Genomic DNA, 16,931 nt, shown 5'->3' on the forward strand with positions numbered 1-16,931 from the left:
AGCTTTAGCCGGGACTGAGGGGCAAAAGCTAGGCGGTGAGGCGGATCACAGGGCGGGCGGCGCCAGGTCCGGCAGCGGCATCCAGCCGATGAAGACCAGGAACATCACCAGGGCCCAGACGATCAGGGAGACCCAGGTCGTGGTGATGAATTTCCGCTTCAGGTTCGGGGTCTTCGGGGCGCCCCACTGACTGCCGTCGGTCGGCGGCTCGTGCGTTTCGGCGGACGTGCCGAGCGGCAGGACGGCGAACAGCACCACCCACCAGACGACGATGTAGATGGCGAACATGGTGATCGGGCCGATCGGCATGTCAGTGCGCCTCCTCGCCAGCAGAATGGGTCGGCGTTTCCATCAGCTCGATGAGGACACCGCCCATGTCCTTCGGGTGCAGGAACAGGATGGGCGTGCCGTGGGCGCCGATGCGGGGTTCGCCCGTGCCGAGCAGGGTCGCGCCCCTGGCCCGCATGGCGTCGCGGGCGATCAGGATGTCCTCGACCTCGAAACAGAGGTGGTGCTGACCGCCCTTGGGGTTCTTGGCGAGGAAGCCATGGATGGGGCTGTCGTCGCCCAGCGGCTCGATCAGCTCGATCTGCGAGTTCGGCAGGTCGATGAAACAGACCCGCACGCCTTGCGCCGGCAGGTCGAACGGTTCGCCCGCCGAGGTCACACCGAGCAGGTCGCGGTACAGGGCCAGGCTGGCCTCGATGGAGGGCGTGGCGACGCCGATATGATTGAGTCTGCCGATCATGAGATCGCTATGGCCCCTCCCCCGGCGGCGGGCAAGCCGCGCCCATCCCGGGGGCGCGCAAGGCCAGCAGGATGGATCGTCGCACCTGGGCCGGCATCAAGCCCGCGCCCTCGAGGATGCAGCCGACCACGGTGTTGGAGTTGGGCGCTAGAAGGCCATAGGTCAGGTTCTCCGCCTCCAGCCGGCGCCGCGCCAGGTCGAGGGCGGCGGGAGCGGCCGCGACCACGGTCGGATCGCGACTGACGATGGTCATCTCGTGCAGCGCTTCGCCCGAGCTGGGGAAGTCGTAGGCGGCGTCACTGTAGAGGCTGAGCCGCGCCGACAGCCGTCCAGGATGGTCTGTAGGGCCGGGGAACTTGCCCTCCTCGCTGGCGGAGAAGGCGATCGCTTCCCCTTGCGCCGGGACCACGAGGATATAGGCGTGGCGCGGGAAAAACAGATACTGCGCCATCCATTTGGTGGCCCAGACCAGAGGCGCATCGTCCGGCCCCAGGGCGTGAGCGCCGACATAGACGCCGGGCGGCATCACGCGGCTGTCGATACGCCCGTTGATGGCCTGCATGCGGTCGACCATGACCTGATCCAGCAGGAAGGTGCCACCCTCCGAAGCCCCCTCGAAATGGGCGCGGATGTCGGCGGTCGTGGGGTTGTCGCCGACCTCGCCGCCGTGGATGACGCGGAAGGCCTGATCGGAGGTCGGCACGCCGTCGGGGGTGGAGTACCAGAGCACGGCCAGTTCGTGGGCTGTGCGCGAGGCCGGGTCCTCGCCCCGGAATGTCGAGAGGCTGAGCACCAGATTGCAGGCCAGGAACAGGCCGACAAACCCCGCCAGGCCCTGCCCCGTGATCACCGCCCATTTGCGCCACCCCGCGAACGGATGGCGCGCGTTGCGGACGCGATGGCTGAACCGACGGCCCAGATCGCGCGTCCGCGCCCAGGTCACGGGTGCGGACGTCCGATGCCGTAGCGATCCGCCAGATAGGGGATGATCGCCTCGTCCTGCAGGAACCGGCGCCCGGTGGTTTCGCTGACCTGGGCGTCCGGCCAGTCGACGCCGTCGGCGAGGACCAGAAGCGGGCAGCTCTGGTTCTGCTCGCCGACCCATTCGACGACCCCGGCGCGCGGGCGCGGGTGATCGATGCGGGTGATCTCCAGCTGGTCCTTCAGCTTCGGATAGAAGCCCAGAATCCCTTCGAGGATCGCGCCGGCCGGGCAGTACCAGGGCCCGCCGGCGTCGTCGTGCCAGTCGGGGTTCAGCAGGAACAGCCGGTCGGTCATGTCAGAGCCTCAGGATGACGGTCTCGACGATGGGTCGGCGGTCCCAGATCTGCTGCGAGGCCTTCTTCAGCACCCGCGCCACGGCCTGTTCGACCACCATGTCGTCGTCGCGGGCTTCGCCCTTCAGCGAGCCCACGGTCTGCTCGACCCGTTCGGCCAGATTGTCGAGGGCGTCGCCCAGCGGCGTGACCTCGTCGCCCGGAAGGCCGATGGCGCGGACGTCGATGTCCGAGACGATCCGGCCGCGCTTGTCCATGGCGAAGCTGACGACCAGCACGCCGTTGGTCGAGGCGTGACGACGCTCGCGCAGGGCCTCGCCCTTCTCGGTGACGACCATGCCGCCGTCGACGTAGAGGCGACCGTTGGGCACCTCGTCGATAATGGCCGCCTTGCCAGGCGCCAGACGGACCATGTCTCCGTTGCGGGGCGTCACCGTCTCCGGCACGCCCAGATCGCGGGCGAAGGCGGCGTGTTCCATCAGATGGCGACGCATGCCGTGGGTCGGGACCGAGATGCGCGGCCGGGCCCAGGCGTACATCTGCTTCAGCTCGTCCCGGCACGGGTGACCGGAGACGTGGATGCCGGGGTGGTCCTTCTCGGTGTAGAGGCGCACGCCCCGGTCTGCCAGCCGGTCCTGCAGGTTGGCGATGGCCAGTTCGTTGCCCGGAATGACCCGCGACGAGAAGATGCAGTGGTCGCCCAGACCCAGCTTGATGAACGGATGCGAGCCGTCGGCGATGCGCGACAGCGCCGCGCGATCCTCGCCCTGGCTGCCGGTGCAGAGATACAGGATCTGATCCGCCGGCCAGTGCCGGGCCTCGTCCTCGGTCAGGATGGCCTGCGAGCCGTCGAACAGACCCACGTGGCGAGCCGCCGAAGTGATGCGGTGCATGGAGCGGCCCGCGAGCGCGACGCGGCGCCCGGCCTTGTCCGCCGCCTTGATGACGCTGACCATGCGGGCGACGTTGGAGGCGAAACAGCCGACGGCGATCTTGCCGGTCTTCAGCGAGCCGATCAGTTCGATCAGACCGTCCTGCGCTTCCAGTTCCGACCCCGCCTCGCCATCCACGAAGACGTTGGTGGAATCGCACACCATGGCCAGCAGGCCGTCGTCGCCCATCTGCGTGATGGCCGGGACGTCGGTCGGCTTGCCGATGACGGGGTTGGGGTCGAGCTTCCAGTCGCCGGTGTGGAAGACCGTGCCCAGGGGCGTGGTGATCTTGATGCCGTTCGGCTCGGCGATCGAGTGGGTCATGGTCACGAAGTCGACCTGGAACGGGCCGAGGTCGACGTGTCCGCCCAGCGGCACCTCGATGATCTTCACGTCCTGCACGCCGTTGTCGCGCAGCTTCTCGCGGATCAGGAAGGCGGTGAAGGGCGTGGCGTAGAGCGGCGCCTTCAGGCGGCTCCACAGCCACGGCAGGGCGCCGATGTGGTCCTCGTGCGCGTGGGTCAGGACGATGCCGCGGATGGTCTCGCCCTCGAGGAAGGCGGGATCGGGCACGATGATGTCCACGCCCGGGGTCGACAGATCGCCGAAGGTCACGCCGACATCGACCAGCATCCACTGGCGGTCCTCTTCCGGCCCGTAGCCGTAGCAGTTCAGGTTCATACCGACCTCGCCCGAGCCGCCCAGCGGCAGGAAGACGAGTTCGTCGCCAGAGTTGGCGTTTGCGTTGTTCTTTTTCATGTATCCGTCAGATGGGTATTGCGGCGCCAGATTTCGAGCAGGCCGCGGATGGTCAGGTCCGGATCGAACCGGTCGATGGCTGGGGTCGCCCCCTCGAACAGGGAGGCGACGCCTCCGGTTCCGACGACGGTCATGGGTGCGCCCCACTCCGCCTTGATGCGCGAGACCATGCCCTCGATAAGGCCGACATAGCCCCAGAAGACGCCCGACTGCATGTTGGACACGGTGTCCTTGCCGATCACCTTGTCCGGCTTCTGGATAGCGATACGCGGCAGCATGGCCGCCGCCTCGTGCAGGGCCTGAAGGCTCAGGTTGATGCCCGGCGCGATGGCCCCGCCCTCGAAGGCGCCGTCGGCGGCCACGATGTCGAAGGTGGTCGCGGTGCCGCTGTCGATGATGATCAGGTCGCCCGGATAGACCAGATGCGCCCCGATGGCGTTGACCAGCCGGTCGGCGCCGGCCTCCGAGGGCTTGGTGATGCGGACGGGGATGCCCAGCTCGACATTGTCGCCGATGACCAGGGGCTCCACAGCCAGATAGCGGCGCGACAGGTTGCGCAGGTTGAAGATCGATTGCGGGACGACGCTGGAGATGATGCAGCCGGTCAGGCTGGCCAGATCGATCTTTCGCATCGACAGAAGCTGGGTCAGCCAGACGGCGTATTCGTCGGCAGTGCGACTGGCCTCAGTGGCCGTGCGCCACTGGGCGATCCAGCTCTCGCCGTCATGGACGGCGAAGAGGGTGTTGGTGTTGCCCTGTTCGATGGCGAGAAGCATCAGGCGGCCCTTCCGTGCGCGTCGGAACCGAAGAAGACGTCGCCCGCCGAGATGAGGCGCAGGGCGCCGTCGGCGGTGCGCAGACGAAGCGCCCCGTCCGGGGCCACGCCCTCGGCCGTTCCCTCGACCGTCTCATGTCCCAGCCGGGCGACGCAGGGGCCGTCGAGGCCATTGGTGCGGGCGGTCCAGGCGTCGAGAATGGGCTGGAAGCCCAGGCTCTCCCACCGGTCCATCCAGACGGCGAAGGCCTCGGCCAGCCCGGTCGCGGCGGCGTCGATGGAGGGCGGATAGGCGATGTCGGAGCGCAGATGGGCGGCGAGGCTGGTCGCCGGACGCTCGGTTCCCTCCGGTGCATGGGCGAGATTCACGCCGATGCCGACGGCCAGCCAGAGCGCCCCGTTCGAATGGACGCCGGACTCGATCAGGATGCCCGAGGCCTTCTCGCCCGCCAGCATCACGTCGTTGGGCCATTTGATGCTGACCGCCCCCGGCGCGGCGAAGGCGGCCAGCAGGTCGGCGACGGCGAGCGCGGCGACGAAGGTCACCTGCGCCGCCTCGACCGGAGATTTTTGGGTCAGATGGAGCAGGGTGGAAAACAGATTTCCCCCTTCACTTTCCCAATTTCGCCCGCGCCGACCGCGCCCTGCGGACTGGCGGCGCGCGACGATCCACTGGCTCGCGACATCGCCGCCCTCGGCCCGGCGACGGGCTTCGGCATTGGTGGAATCGGTCTCGTCGAGAAGGTGGATGGGCGGGACCACCGCCCTACCCCGCTCCGAAACCGGTCGCGGCGATACGGGTCAGGGGCTCCAGCCAGGTCAGGCCGACGATCACCAGCGGGAAGCTGAAGGCCGCGCAGGCCCAGCCGATCCACTGGGCTTCCACCGGCGCCTTGTCGGTCTTGGCCGTGCCTTCGGGCGCGGGATCGAACCACATCAGCTTGATGATGCGCAGGTAGTAGAAGGCGGCCACGACCGAGGCGACCAGACCGGCGGCGCCGACCACCCAGTAGCCCGACGAGGCGGCGGCGCCGAACACATAGTACTTGCCCCAGAAGCCCGAGAACGGCGGCATGCCCAGGACCGACAGAGACAGGATGGTGATCGCCACGGTCGTCAGCGGACGGTCGGTCTTCAGGCCCGCCAGATCGGCGATCGTGCGGATCGGACGACCGTTCCGGCTCAGCGACAGCAGGATGGCGAAGAAGCCGAAGGTGTCGATCATGTACAGGGTCATGAAGGTGATCATGGCCTGCAGGCCCTGCTCGGTGCCGGCGGCGATGCCCAGTAGCGCGTAGCCGATGTTGGCGATCGAGGAGTAGGCCAGCAGGCGCTGGATGTCCTTCTGGGCCAGACCGCCCCAGGCGCCGACCACGAAGCTGGCCAGACAGATCAGGATCAGGACCTGGGCCCACTGGTCGTGGGCGCCGAGGAAGCCTTCCGACAGGGCGCGGGCGAACAGGACCATTGCGGCCATCTTCGGCGCGGTCGCGAACAGGGCCACGACCGGCGTCGGCGCGCCCTCGTAGACGTCGGGCGTCCACATGTGGAACGGCGCGGCCGAGACCTTGAACGCCAGGCCGCAGATCAGGAAGACCAGACCGAAGATCAGGCCTGGACCCGGATTGGCGGTCGCATAGGCGGCGATGTCCTCGAACCGCATGGAGCCGGCGAAGCCGTAGATCAGGCTGGAGCCGTACAGCAGCAGGCCCGACGACAGGGCGCCGAGGACGAAATACTTCAGGCCCGCTTCCGACGCCTTCAGGTCGTCGCGGTGGTAGGCGGCCAGGACGTAGAGGGCCAGCGAGTGCAGCTCGACCCCGACGTAGAGCGAGATCAGGTCGCCCGACGACACCATCATCCCCATGCCGACGGCGGCCAGGACGATCAGGATCGGGAACTCGAAGCGGGCGATATGGGTGCGCTGCATCCAGCCGCCGCCCAGCACCACGGCCACGGCCGAGGCGAGGTAGATGGCGACCTTGGCGTAGATGGCCAGGGGGTCGGCGACGTAGGCGCCGTTGAACGCCTGACCCAGGGGGCCGGTGGCGGCGACGGCGCTCGCGGCGACCAGCAAGGCCACCGACAGGATGGAGATCAGTCGTGCCGACTTCTCGCCGATGAAGGCGCCGAGCAGCAGCAGCACAAGGGCGCCGATCGCGAGCGTCAGCTCCGAGGCGGCGAGGTTCAGGGCGTAGGACAGGTCAGGCATATCTCTCTCACCCGCCGGTCGCGAGCTGCCAGCCGTTGACGACGGCGTCGACGGAGGCGGCGGTGTAGTTCAGGACCAGGTCCGGCTGCACGCCCAGCCAGAGGGTTCCGACGATCAGGGGAACGAACAGGAGCAGCTCGCGCAGGTCGATGTCCTTGATCTTGGCCAGGGCCGGGTTGGTGATCTCGCCGAACATGACGTTGCGGTACAGGGTCAGGGCGTAGACGGCAGACAGGATGACGCCGGTCGCGGCCACGAAGGCGGCCCAGGTCGAGGCCTGGTAGACGCCGGTCATGGTCAGGATTTCGCCGATGAAGCCCGAGGTCCCGGGCAGGCCGACGTTGGCCATGGTGAACATCAGGAAGATGGCGGCGTACCAGGGCATCCGGTTCGTCAGGCCGCCATAGAAGGCGATCTCACGCGTGTGCATCCGGTCGTAGACGACGCCGACGCAGAGGAAGAGCGCGCCCGAGATCAGGCCGTGGCTCAGCATCTGGAAGACGGCGCCCTGCAGGCCCTGGGCGTTGCCGGCGAAGATGCCCATGGTCACGAAGCCCATGTGGGCGACCGACGAATAGGCGATCAGCTTCTTGATGTCCGTCTGACGGAAGGCGACCAGCGAGGTGTAGGCGATGGCGATCACCGACAGGGTGAAGACCAGCGGCTGGTACTGGATCGACGCATCCGGGAACATCGGCACGTTGAACAGGATGAAGCCGTATCCGCCGAGCTTCAGCAGGATGCCGGCCAGGATGACCGAACCCGCCGTGGGCGCCTGGACGTGGGCGTCGGGCAGCCAGGTGTGCACCGGCCACATCGGCATCTTGACCGCGAAGGAGGCGAAGAAGGCCAGCCACAGGATCGACTGGGCCCAAGGACTGAAGGCGTATTGCTTGAGTTCCGGGATCGAGGTCGTGCCCGCGGTGTTGGCCATCCACAGCATGGCCAGCAGCATCAGGACGGAACCGAGCAGGGTGTAGAGGAAGAATTTGTAGGCCGCGTAGATGCGGTTCTGACCGCCCCACACCCCGATGATGATGAACATCGGAACCAGGGTGCCCTCGAAGAAGATGTAGAAGAGGAACAGGTCCAGCGAGGTGAAGACGCCGATGACCAGGGTCTCCAGCACCAGGAAGGCGATCATGTAGTCGCCGACGCGCTCCTCCACCGACTTCCAGCTCGACAGGATGCAGATCGGCATCAGGAAGGCAGTCAGGAGGACGAACAGGATCGAGATCCCGTCGACGCCCAGATGATAGCTCGCGCCCGCGAACCAGACGTAGTTCTCGACGAACTGATAGGCCGGGTTCGAGCTGTCGAACGACAGCACCAGCACCGCCGATACGGCCAGCACGATCAGGGTCGTGATCAGGGCCACCCAGCGGGCGATGCCGTCTTCGTTGGACTTGGCTGTCAGCTTGGCCAGCACGATCAGCAGGGCGCCGACCAGCGGGAGGAAGGTGACGACGCTCAGGATATTGGGGATCGCACCCATCTTATGCGCCCCAGGCGTAGATGGCGAAGGCGAGCAGACCGGCCACGCCGAGCAGCATCACGAACGCATAGTGATAGACATAGCCGGACTGGATCTTGGCCAGTCGCGCGGCGGATTTCAGCGACGCCCAGGCGGCGCCGTTCGGCCCCAGCCCGTCGATGATCTTCACGTCGCCGATCTTCCAGAACAGATCGCCAAGACCCTTGGCGCCACGCACGAAGATGAAATCGTAGATCTCGTCGAAATACCACTTGTTGTAGAGGAAGCTCCACAGCGGCCCTTGCTTGGCCGCCATTCGCTTCGCCAGGCCCTCGCGCAGGACATAGTAGTAGAAGGCGATCGCCGCGCCAAGCAGGGTCACGACCAGCGGCGACCACTTCACCCAGTTGGGCACCTCGTGGCTGGCGTGCAGGACGTGGTTGTCCGCGCCCGAGAAGATGGCGCCGCGCCAGAACTCGGCCTCGTGGTGGCCGATGAAGCTCGGGGCGAAGACGAAACCGGCCGCGACGGCGCCGACCGATAGAAGGATCAGCGGAACCAACATCACCAGCGGGCTCTCGTGCGGATGCAGCGGGCCATGGTGGTGATCGTCGTGGGCGTGGTCGTCGTGCGCGTCAGGCTCGGAGTGGGTCTCGATCTGGGCGTGCGAGGCGTGATCGTCGGCATGGTCGTGCGCGTGCGCGGCCATCGCCTCTTCCGTCCACTGCGGCTTGTTGTGGAAGGTCATGAAGATCAGACGCCACGAGTAGTAGCTGGTCAGGGCCGCCGCGAAGATGCCGACGACGAAGGCGAAATAGCCCGCCGCGGAGTGGCCGGTCGTGGCCGCCGCATAGGCGCTCTCGATGATCGAGTCCTTGGAGTAGAAGCCGGCGAAGCCCCCGATCTCGGGGATGCCCAGGCCGGTGATGGCGATCGTGCCGATCATCATCACGGCGTAGGTGACGGGCAGCAGCCTCCACAGACCGCCCATCTTCCGCATGTCCTGCTCGTGGTGCATGCCGTGGATCACGGAGCCCGCGCCGAGGAACAGCAGCGCCTTGAAGAAGGCGTGGGTGAACAGGTGGAACATGGCCGACTCGTACACACCGACGCCGGCGGCGAAGAACATGTAGCCGAGTTGCGAACAGGTCGAATAGGCGATGACCCGCTTGATGTCGTTCTGCATCAGACCGACCGTCGCGGCGAACAGGGCCGTGACCGCGCCGACAATGGCGATGATCAACGACGCCGTCGGCGCGTACTCGTAGATCGGGCTGAGCAGGCAGACCATGTAGACGCCGGCGGTGACCATAGTCGCCGCGTGGATGAGGGCCGAGACCGGGGTCGGTCCTTCCATCGCGTCCGGAAGCCAGGTGTGCAGGAAGAACTGCGCCGACTTGCCCATGGCGCCGATGAACAAAAGGAAGCCCGCCAGATCCAGCGCCGACCAGGTATGGCCCAGGAACTCCCAGCCCGTGCCCGCCTTGGACGCGATCATCGGGAACAGTTCGGCGAACTGGATCGTGCCGAACATCCAGAAGACGGTGATAATGCCGAGGGCGAAGCCGAAGTCGCCGACGCGGTTGACCACGAAGGCCTTGATGGCGGCGGCCGAGGCGGTCGGCTTCTTGAACCAGAATCCGATCAACAGATAGGAGGCCAGACCCACCCCCTCCCAGCCGAAGAACAGCTGCATGAAGTCGGCGGCGGTCACCAGGGCCAGCATGGCGAAGGTGAAGAGCGACAGATAGGCGAAGAAGCGCGGCCTGGAGTCGTCCTCGGCCATGTAGCCCCAGGAATAGAGGTGCACGAGCGACGAGACGCTGGTGACCACGACCAGCATGGTCGCCGACAGGGCGTCGATGCGGATCGACCAGTTCGACTGGAAATCACCGACGTTGATGAAAGGCGAGACCGTAACCGTGAAGGCCTCCAGGTGACCCCAGGTCCACTGGCTGAACACCGTCCAGGCGACGAAGCACGAGAAGAACAACAGGCCGGTCGTGACCGCCTGCGAAGGGATGTCGCCGATGCGGCTGCCGAAGAAGCCGGCGATCGCGGCGCCGAGGAGAGGGGCGAAGACGCCGAGTGTAACGAGCAGTTCGAGAGACACGATCAGCCCTTCATCACGCTGGCGTCGTCAACCGCGATGTCGCCGCGGTTACGGAAGAAGGTCACCAGAATGGCCAGACCGACGGCGGCCTCGGCGGCGGCCACGGTCAGGACGAACATGGCCATGATCTGCCCCTGAACGTCGTTGAGGTAGGCCGAGAAGGCGACGAAATTGATATTCACGGCCAAAAGGATCAGCTCGACCGACATCAGGATGATGATGATGTTCTTGCGGTTCACGAAGATGCCGAAGACCCCGATGGTGAACAGCATGGCCGCCACCGCGAGATAGTGCTGCAGGGTGACTTCCATCAGCGCAGCTCCTCGCCGGTGACGCCGACGCCGGTGACGACGCCCTTGATCTCGACCGAGGTCTTGCGGTCGCGGTTGGTCTGGGCGCCCGGATCCTGACGACGGACGGAGGTCCGCTTGCGCAGGGTCAGCACGATGGCGCCGATCATGGCGATCAGCAGCACGATGCCGGCCGCCTGGAAGAAGTAGATGTAGTCCGTGTAGAGCACCCGGCCGATGACCTCGACGTTCGAGGCGTCGGCGGTCGCGACGACCGGAGCCACGGCGTCAGCCGCCGCACCGCCCTGGACCACCACGATCGAGATCATGATCATCTCCGCCAGGAGGATGCCCGCCACGATCGCGGCCAGCGGCAGATAGGTCGCATACCCCTCTCGCAGCCGGATGAAGTCGACATCCAGCATCATCACGACGAACAGGAACAGCACCGCGACGGCGCCGACGTAGACGACCACCAGCAGCATCGCCAGGAACTCCGCGCCCAGCAGGACGAACAGACCCGCCGACGAGAAGAAGGCCAGGATCAACCACAGAACCGAGTGCACGGGGTTGCGCGCCGTCACGACCAGAAGGCCGGACAGAACGGCGGTCGTCGCCAGCAGATAGAAGGCTATGCCTTGCAGCATGGGAGGGACGATGCCCCTTTCAGACGGTTGGGCGGCGAACCCGTCGGGATTCGCGCGCTTCGTTTAGCGATAGGGGGCGTCGAGTTCCAGATTCTTCGCGATCTGCCGTTCCCAGCGGTCGCCGTTATCCAGAAGCCGTTGCTTGTCGTAGAGCAGTTCTTCGCGGGTCTCGGTCGTGAAGGTCGAGTTCGGACCCTCGACGATGGCGTCGACCGGGCAGGCCTCCTGGCACAGGCCGCAGTAGATGCATTTGACCATGTCGATGTCGTAACGGGTCGTGCGGCGGCTGCCGTCCGAGCGGGGCTCGGACTCGATCGTGATGGCCTGGGCCGGGCAGATGGCCTCGCAGAGCTTGCAGGCGATGCAGCGTTCCTCGCCGTTCGCATAGCGCCGCAGCGCGTGCTCGCCCCGAAAGCGCGGCGATTGCGGGTTACGCTCGAACGGGAAGTTCACGGTCATCTTGGGCTTGGCCATGTACTTCAACGACAGGCCGATGGCGCCGAACAGGTCCAGCATCATCGCGCCCTTGGCGGCCTGAACGATACGGGTGATCATCGGACGGGGTCTCCCGGACGCGTGCAGTCGCGGCGATAGCGCTCCGTGTCCTTGTTCATGATGGCGCACAGGCGGACACGCTCCGCTTCACGGCGCTCGATGCCGTCCTGGCGACGCTGCCACTGATAGACGGACGCCGGCTCGGCCTCGTAGGGCGGCGGCAGGCAACCGGTCAGGGTTATGGCGGTGATGGCGAGGGCGGTCATGCGGATCACGCTCCCACCGCGAAGACGCGCCAAGCCGAAGTGACGACGACGGCCACAAGAGAGGTCGGCAGGAAGATCTTCCAACCCAGGCGCATCAGCTGGTCATAGCGGTAGCGGGGCACGAAGGCCTTCACGATCGAAATCATGAAGAACCAGAAGACGATCTTGGCGAAGAAGACAAAGAACAACAGCAGGTTGACGATCCACTGCGGCCAGTCGGCGGCGAAGTCGATCGGGAACCCGGGGTTCCAGCCGCCGAAGAACAGGATCGACATCATCGCGCACATGAAGATGATGTTGACGTACTCACCCATCATGAAGAGCAGGTAGGGCGTCGACGAATACTCGACCTGATAGCCGGCGACGAGTTCGGATTCGGCCTCAGGCAGGTCGAACGGCGGACGGTTGGTCTCGGCGAGGGCCGAAACGAAGAACATGATCGACATCGGGACCATGACGACGAACAGCGGCCAGGTGTCGAGGCCGCCGCCGAAGACGTACCAGTTCCAGATCCAGCCTTCCTGGGACGCCACGATGGACGACAGGTTCATCGTTCCCGCCAGCAGGATGACGTTGATGATGATGAGACCGATGGAGACCTCATACGACACCATCTGGGCCGCAGACCGCAGAGAGCCGAGGAACGGGTACTTCGAGTTCGAAGCCCAGCCGCCCATGATGATGCCGTAGACGCCCATCGAGGAGATGGCGAAGACGTAGAGGATGCCGACGTTGAGGTCCGAGATGACCCAGCCCGGGGCAAAGGGAATGACGGCCCAGACGATGAAGGCCGTGATCACGGTGATCACCGGGGCCAGAAGGAAGACGAACTTGTCCGCGCCGGCGGGGACGACGATCTCCTTCAGCACGAACTTGATCATGTCGGCGAAGGACTGAAGCAGGCCGAACGGACCGACGACGTTGGGGCCTTTGCGCATTTGCACGCCCGCCCAGATCTTGCGGTCGGCCAGCAGCAGGAAGGCGACGGCGATCAGGACGCCAACGGTGACCAAGAGCACGGCGCCCGTGGTGGCGAGGGTCCAGCCGAGCGGCGTGGTCCAGAAGTTGGTTTCCATGCGTCTACTCCGCCGCCAGCAGGGCCGGAGCCATGCGCTGGGCGCTGAGCTCGACCATCGTCGCGCTGGCGCGCGCGATCGGGTTGTTCAGATAGGGGTCGACCACGGCCGAGGTGAAACCGGCGTCGACCGGTTCGCCCTTCTGGCCCAGGCTGGCGACATCGAACGAACCGGCCGGCGCCAAGTAGTCGATGCGGCCGAAGGTCGGATGGTCCGACATCAGCTTCGCGCGCAGCTGATCCAGGGTGTCGTACGGCAGTGTGTGGCCGACGCGTTCCGAGAGGGCGCGGATGATGGCCCAGTCTTCCTTGGCCTCGCCCTTGGGGAAGACGGCGCGTTCGCCCATCTGAACTCGACCCTCGGTGTTGACGTAGAGGCCCGACTTCTCGGTCCAGGCGGCGCCCGGCAGGATGACGTCGGCGGTGTGGGCGCCGCGGTCGCCGTGGCTGCCCAGATAGACCTTGAAGGCCTGGGAGGGGCCGGTCTCGATCTCGTCGGCGCCGAGCAGGAACAGAACGTCGAGCGCGCCCGGCTGGACCATCTCGTGGGCCGTCAGGCCGCCCGAGGCCGGCACGAAGCCCATATCCAGACCGCCGACGCGGGCGGCGGCATGGTGCAGGACGTTGAAGCCGTTCCAGCCGTCCTTCACGACCCCGACCTTGGCGGCCAGCTTGCCGAGCTGTTGCAGCACCCTGGCGCCGTCCGAGCCCGACAGGGCGCCGGCGCCGACCACGATAGCGGGACGTTCGGCCTGGGTCAGGGCGTCAACGGCGGCCTTCGGCATCTTGGCCAGGGTCTTCGTCCCGGCGCCGACCACGTCGACGTCATAGGTCAGGTCGGCGGCGTCGCCGATGACGCCCACGCGAGTATTGCCGGCCAGCCAGCTCTTTCTGATCCGCTGGTTCAGCAGCGGCGCCTCAGTGCGCGGGTTGACGCCCACCAGCAGGATGGAGTCCGCGTTTTCAAGGCCTTGCAGGCCGGTGTTGAACAACCAGCCCTCGCGCGGGCCATAGCCGAGGGCCGATCCGTCCTGGCGGCAGTCGGTGTTGGGCGAGCCCAGGGCACGGAACAGGTCCAGCGCCGCCTTCATCGATTCCGCGTCCTGCAGATCGCCGGCGATGACACCGATCTTGTCCGCCGAAGCGGCCTTCAGCTTTGCGGCGACGACGTTCAGCGCCTCTTCCCACGAGGCGGCGCGCAGCTTGCCGTTCTCACGGACGTAGGGACGGTCCAGGCGACGCGCCTGCAGGCCGTCGACGATGTAACGGCTCTTGTCCGACAGCCACTCCTCGTTGATGCCCTCGTGCACGCGCGGGAGGATGCGCATGACCTCGGCGCCCTTGGACTGGACCGAGATGTTGGAGCCCAGGGCGTCCATGACGTCGATGGTCTCGGTCCGCTTCAGCTCCCATGGGCGATAGTGGAACTGCCAGGGCCGGTGGGTCAGGGCGCCCACCGGGCACAGGTCGTTGACATTGCCCGACAGCTCGGAGTTCACCGCCTGTTCGAGGTAGGTGGTGATCTCGGCGTCTTCGCCGCGCGAGATCATGCCGATGTCCGGCACGCCGGCGACCTCCGAGATGAACCTCACGCAACGGGTGCACTGGATGCACCGCGTCATGAAGGTCTTGATGGTGGGACCCATGTATTTTTCTTCGACCGCGCGCTTGTTCTCGGCGTAGCGAGAGCCGTCGCGGCCGTAGCCCATGGCCTGGTCCTGCAGGTCGCACTCGCCGCCCTGGTCGCAGATCGGGCAGTCCAGCGGGTGGTTGATGAGCAGGAACTCCATCACCCCTTCGCGGGCCTTCTTCACCATCGGCGTGTCGGTGAAGATTTCCTGGTTCTCGGCGGCCGGCAGGGCGCACGAGGCCTGGGGCTTCGGCGGTCCAGGCTTCACCTCGACCAGGCACATGCGGCAGTTGCCGGCGATCGAAAGCCGCTCGTGGTAGCAGAAACGCGGGATCTCATGGCCGGCCTTCTCGGCGACCTGCAGCACGGTCATGCCGGGCTCGAACTCGGTTTCGACGCCGTTGACCTTGGCGACGGGCATCAGCGGACCTCTTCTTCAGCGCGGACGACCTCTTTGGCCGTCTGCGTCGTGCCGTCAGGCAACGTCTGGGTGATCTCGATCTCGTCGCCACGGATGGCGTAGCGCACGACCGGATCGCCGGATTCATTCATCCACCGCACGGAGGCGGGGTCGGGCAGGTCGAGCGGCTTCCACGCCACCAGACCGTCGGCGGCACGGCACTGGGCCTTCATCAGGCCGCCGTCGACCGGGGCGCGCCATTGGGCGTTCACGACCTGACCCTCGATCCCGGTCAGCTCGATCGCGCCGACCTCCTGGCCGTGGATGGCGGCGAGGCCGGCCTTGCACACGCGGCGCAGGTCGACGGCCGTTAGTACGGCCGGCGTCTGGGCCACGGCGTCGGACACCGGCGCATCGGCGGCGACGATCTCCGTCGGCGTCGGCTCGGCCTTCTCCGGCGCCTGGCTACAGGCTCCCAGAGCGACGACCGCGACAGTCAGGATGAGCGCAGTCCGCATCCCCTACTCCGCCGCGATGGCGTGGCCGGCGAAGTTCGCGCGGCGGGAACGGTACTGCGAGATGCGATCCTCGATCTCGTGGCGGAAGTGACGGATCAGACCCTGGACCGGCCAGGCGGCGGCGTCGCCTAGGGCGCAGATGGTGTGACCCTCGACCTGACCGGCGACGTCGAGCAGCAGGTCGATCTCGGACGGATCGGCCTCCCCCACGGCCATACGCTCCAGCACGCGCCACATCCAGCCGGTGCCTTCGCGGCACGGCGTGCACTGGCCGCAGCTCTCGTGCTTGTAGAAATAGCTGATGCGGGCGATCGCCTTCACCAGATCGGTCGACTCGTCCATGACGATGACGGCCGCGGTGCCCAGGCCCGACTTCATGTCGCGCAAGGAATCGAAGTCCATCAGGGCGACTTCGGACATCTCGCGCGTGATCAGCGGCACGGACACGCCGCCCGGGATCACGGCCTTCAGGTTGCCCCAGCCGCCGCGCACGCCGCCGCAGTGCTCTTCCAGCAGCTGACGCAGCGGGATCGACATGGCTTCTTCGACATTGCACGGGCGGTTCACGTGGCCCGAGATCGACATCAGCTTGGTGCCGGTGTTGTTGGGACGGCCGAAGCCGGCGAACCATTCGGCCCCGCGACGCAGGATCGTGCCGACGACGGCGATCGACTCCACGTTGTTCACGGTCGTCGGGCAGCCATAGAGGCCGGCGCCGGCCGGGAACGGCGGCTTCAGGCGCGGCTGGCCCTTCTTGCCTTCGAGGCTTTCCAGCAGGGCGGTCTCTTCGCCGCAGATGTAGGCGCCCGCGCCGTGGTGGATGTAGACGTCGAAGTCCCAGCCGTGGACGTTGTTCTTGCCGATCAACCGGGCCTCGTAGGCCTGCTTGACGGCGGCTTCCATCCGCTCGCGCTCGAGCACGTATTCGCCGCGCAGATAGATGTAGCAGGCGTGGGCCTGCATCGCGAAGGAGGCGATCAGGCAGCCTTCGATCAACAGGTGGGGATCATGACGCATGATCTCCCGGTCCTTGCAGGTGCCGGGCTCGGATTCGTCGGCGTTGACGACGAGGTAGTGCGGACGATCCTTCAGTTCCTTCGGCATGAAGGACCACTTCAGGCCCGTCGAGAAGCCGGCGCCGCCGCGCCCGCGCAGGCCGGAGTTCTTGACGTTGGTGATGAGCCAGTCGCGGCCCATGTCCAGCATGTCCTTGGTCGCGTTCCAGCAGCCGCGATTCTTCGCACCCTCCAGACCCCAGTCCTGGAGCCCGTAGAGGTTGGTGAAGATGCGATCCTTGTCTTGCAGCAGTCCGACCATGGC

The 16,931-nt window shown here is 66.3% G+C and carries 18 protein-coding genes; all 18 read right to left on the bottom strand.

What is annotated here, in order from left to right:
- Positions 1–45: 45 nt before the first annotated feature.
- On the bottom strand, positions 46–309 hold the full coding sequence (locus O5O43_RS08285; protein ID WP_271083414.1) for a DUF1467 family protein: 264 nt from the start codon (positions 307–309) through the stop codon (positions 46–48).
- A 1-nt stretch (position 310) separates the two neighbouring features.
- Positions 311–748, bottom strand: coding sequence for a methylmalonyl-CoA epimerase (mce, locus tag O5O43_RS08290; protein WP_271083415.1), 438 nt, complete (start codon positions 746–748; stop codon positions 311–313).
- A gap of 7 nt (positions 749–755) precedes the next feature.
- Positions 756–1,691, bottom strand: coding sequence for a hypothetical protein (locus O5O43_RS08295; protein WP_271083416.1), 936 nt, complete (start codon positions 1,689–1,691; stop codon positions 756–758).
- On the bottom strand, positions 1,688–2,026 hold the full coding sequence (locus O5O43_RS08300; RefSeq protein WP_271083417.1) for a DUF3088 family protein: 339 nt from the start codon (positions 2,024–2,026) through the stop codon (positions 1,688–1,690). Before O5O43_RS08300 ends, O5O43_RS08295 begins: the two co-directional genes overlap by 4 nt.
- A gap of 1 nt (position 2,027) precedes the next feature.
- On the bottom strand, positions 2,028–3,716 hold the full coding sequence (locus O5O43_RS08305; RefSeq protein ID WP_271083418.1) for a ribonuclease J: 1,689 nt from the start codon (positions 3,714–3,716) through the stop codon (positions 2,028–2,030).
- The gene (locus O5O43_RS08310; RefSeq protein ID WP_271086412.1) at positions 3,713–4,495 is read right to left on the bottom strand and encodes a type III pantothenate kinase; all 783 of its coding nucleotides are present in this window, start codon (positions 4,493–4,495) and stop codon (positions 3,713–3,715) included. The genes O5O43_RS08305 and O5O43_RS08310 overlap by 4 nt, the downstream gene beginning before the upstream one ends.
- On the bottom strand, positions 4,492–5,253 hold the full coding sequence (locus tag O5O43_RS08315; RefSeq protein ID WP_271083419.1) for a biotin--[acetyl-CoA-carboxylase] ligase: 762 nt from the start codon (positions 5,251–5,253) through the stop codon (positions 4,492–4,494). The genes O5O43_RS08310 and O5O43_RS08315 overlap by 4 nt, the downstream gene beginning before the upstream one ends.
- 4 nt (positions 5,254–5,257) lie before the next feature.
- Positions 5,258–6,703: an NADH-quinone oxidoreductase subunit NuoN gene (nuoN, locus tag O5O43_RS08320; RefSeq protein ID WP_271083420.1), complete on the bottom strand. Its 1,446-nt coding sequence runs from the start codon at positions 6,701–6,703 to the stop codon at positions 5,258–5,260.
- Positions 6,704–6,710: 7 nt separating this feature from the next.
- Positions 6,711–8,198 (bottom strand): NADH-quinone oxidoreductase subunit M, encoded by a 1,488-nt coding sequence (locus O5O43_RS08325; RefSeq protein WP_271083421.1) that lies wholly within the window; start codon positions 8,196–8,198, stop codon positions 6,711–6,713.
- A gap of 1 nt (position 8,199) precedes the next feature.
- Positions 8,200–10,290 (bottom strand): NADH-quinone oxidoreductase subunit L, encoded by a 2,091-nt coding sequence (gene nuoL, locus O5O43_RS08330; protein ID WP_271083422.1) that lies wholly within the window; start codon positions 10,288–10,290, stop codon positions 8,200–8,202.
- Between the two features lie 2 nt (positions 10,291–10,292).
- Positions 10,293–10,601: an NADH-quinone oxidoreductase subunit NuoK gene (gene nuoK / locus O5O43_RS08335; RefSeq protein ID WP_271083423.1), complete on the bottom strand. Its 309-nt coding sequence runs from the start codon at positions 10,599–10,601 to the stop codon at positions 10,293–10,295.
- A complete protein-coding gene (locus O5O43_RS08340; RefSeq protein WP_271083424.1) occupies positions 10,601–11,227 on the bottom strand; it encodes an NADH-quinone oxidoreductase subunit J in 627 nt (208 codons plus the stop codon). Before O5O43_RS08340 ends, nuoK begins: the two co-directional genes overlap by 1 nt.
- 63 nt (positions 11,228–11,290) lie before the next feature.
- Positions 11,291–11,782: an NADH-quinone oxidoreductase subunit NuoI gene (gene nuoI, locus O5O43_RS08345; protein WP_271083425.1), complete on the bottom strand. Its 492-nt coding sequence runs from the start codon at positions 11,780–11,782 to the stop codon at positions 11,291–11,293.
- Positions 11,779–11,988, bottom strand: coding sequence for a hypothetical protein (locus tag O5O43_RS08350; protein ID WP_271083426.1), 210 nt, complete (start codon positions 11,986–11,988; stop codon positions 11,779–11,781). The genes nuoI and O5O43_RS08350 overlap by 4 nt, the downstream gene beginning before the upstream one ends.
- 5 nt (positions 11,989–11,993) lie before the next feature.
- A complete protein-coding gene (nuoH, locus tag O5O43_RS08355) occupies positions 11,994–13,064 on the bottom strand; it encodes an NADH-quinone oxidoreductase subunit NuoH (protein ID WP_271083427.1) in 1,071 nt (356 codons plus the stop codon).
- A 4-nt stretch (positions 13,065–13,068) separates the two neighbouring features.
- Positions 13,069–15,114, bottom strand: a complete 2,046-nt coding sequence (gene nuoG, locus O5O43_RS08360) for an NADH-quinone oxidoreductase subunit NuoG (RefSeq protein ID WP_271083428.1) — start codon at positions 15,112–15,114, stop codon at positions 13,069–13,071.
- Positions 15,114–15,611, bottom strand: coding sequence for a hypothetical protein (locus tag O5O43_RS08365; protein ID WP_271083429.1), 498 nt, complete (start codon positions 15,609–15,611; stop codon positions 15,114–15,116). Before O5O43_RS08365 ends, nuoG begins: the two co-directional genes overlap by 1 nt.
- Before the next feature lie 3 nt (positions 15,612–15,614).
- Positions 15,615–16,928, bottom strand: a complete 1,314-nt coding sequence (nuoF, locus tag O5O43_RS08370) for an NADH-quinone oxidoreductase subunit NuoF (RefSeq protein WP_271083430.1) — start codon at positions 16,926–16,928, stop codon at positions 15,615–15,617.
- Positions 16,929–16,931 lie beyond the last annotated feature (3 nt).

The organism is Brevundimonas sp. NIBR11, assembly GCF_027912535.1.
Classification (GTDB): Bacteria; Pseudomonadota; Alphaproteobacteria; order Caulobacterales; family Caulobacteraceae; genus Brevundimonas.

What these genes read in the sequence shown, in the direction of transcription:
- nuoN (WP_271083420.1), bottom strand. Translation starts at nt 6,703, where the DNA reads ATGCCTGACCTGTCCTACGCCCTGAACCTCGCCGCCTCGGAGCTGACG.
- O5O43_RS08325 (WP_271083421.1), bottom strand. Translation starts at nt 8,198, where the DNA reads ATGGGTGCGATCCCCAATATCCTGAGCGTCGTCACCTTCCTCCCGCTG.
- O5O43_RS08365 (WP_271083429.1), bottom strand. Translation starts at nt 15,611, where the DNA reads ATGCGGACTGCGCTCATCCTGACTGTCGCGGTCGTCGCTCTGGGAGCC.
- nuoK (WP_271083423.1), bottom strand. Translation starts at nt 10,601, where the DNA reads ATGGAAGTCACCCTGCAGCACTATCTCGCGGTGGCGGCCATGCTGTTC.
- nuoI (WP_271083425.1), bottom strand. Translation starts at nt 11,782, where the DNA reads ATGATCACCCGTATCGTTCAGGCCGCCAAGGGCGCGATGATGCTGGAC.
- O5O43_RS08350 (WP_271083426.1), bottom strand. Translation starts at nt 11,988, where the DNA reads ATGACCGCCCTCGCCATCACCGCCATAACCCTGACCGGTTGCCTGCCG.
- O5O43_RS08300 (WP_271083417.1), bottom strand. Translation starts at nt 2,026, where the DNA reads ATGACCGACCGGCTGTTCCTGCTGAACCCCGACTGGCACGACGACGCC.
- nuoG (WP_271083428.1), bottom strand. Translation starts at nt 15,114, where the DNA reads ATGCCCGTCGCCAAGGTCAACGGCGTCGAAACCGAGTTCGAGCCCGGC.
- O5O43_RS08305 (WP_271083418.1), bottom strand. Translation starts at nt 3,716, where the DNA reads ATGAAAAAGAACAACGCAAACGCCAACTCTGGCGACGAACTCGTCTTC.
- O5O43_RS08340 (WP_271083424.1), bottom strand. Translation starts at nt 11,227, where the DNA reads ATGCTGCAAGGCATAGCCTTCTATCTGCTGGCGACGACCGCCGTTCTG.
- nuoH (WP_271083427.1), bottom strand. Translation starts at nt 13,064, where the DNA reads ATGGAAACCAACTTCTGGACCACGCCGCTCGGCTGGACCCTCGCCACC.
- mce (WP_271083415.1), bottom strand. Translation starts at nt 748, where the DNA reads ATGATCGGCAGACTCAATCATATCGGCGTCGCCACGCCCTCCATCGAG.
- O5O43_RS08285 (WP_271083414.1), bottom strand. Translation starts at nt 309, where the DNA reads ATGCCGATCGGCCCGATCACCATGTTCGCCATCTACATCGTCGTCTGG.
- nuoF (WP_271083430.1), bottom strand. Translation starts at nt 16,928, where the DNA reads ATGGTCGGACTGCTGCAAGACAAGGATCGCATCTTCACCAACCTCTAC.